The 417-nt window shown below is 59.2% G+C and carries 1 protein-coding gene; it reads right to left on the reverse strand.

Going from position 1 to position 417, the window contains the following annotated elements; genetic code table 11:
• A partial coding sequence (locus D7W82_RS40345) for a dUTPase (protein ID WP_199728047.1) occupies nucleotides 1-224 on the reverse strand: 224 nt, incomplete at its 3' end.
• Nucleotides 225-417 lie beyond the last annotated feature (193 nt).

A 417-nucleotide genomic window follows, 5' to 3' on the forward strand; every position in this document is an offset into this window, starting at 1 on the left:
AACTGGGACAGCGCGAAATGCCAGATGTCGATCAGCTCGATGCGCAGCTGCTCGAGATTCATGGTCTGCTTGGACCACCACTTCCAGCCGTGGTGATCCATCGCCTCGGTGGTCTCCACCAGCACTGCGCGCATGTAGGGATATCGAGCTTGGAGCCAGGCCGGGTCGATTTTGGAGTTGACATCAGCCTGAAGTCGAAGCATTTCAAGCACTTCGCGGCGCATATCCGCCTCCCTATGCTGGACTGCCTGTGCCCGCAGGATTATCACGCTACCGATCCGGGACCGTTACTACATCGTATGCGCCCAGAAAGCGAACCTCAAACCACCGTCACCATGCTGGGAACCACCGCGGCAGGCGCCGCTGCCAGTTGGCGCAGATGGACCCGCCAGAAATGCCACTTGCTCACGTTCTTGG

Origin of the sequence: Corallococcus sp. CA049B, from assembly GCF_003611685.1 — a bacterium.
Lineage (GTDB): Bacteria > Myxococcota > Myxococcia > Myxococcales > Myxococcaceae > Corallococcus > Corallococcus coralloides.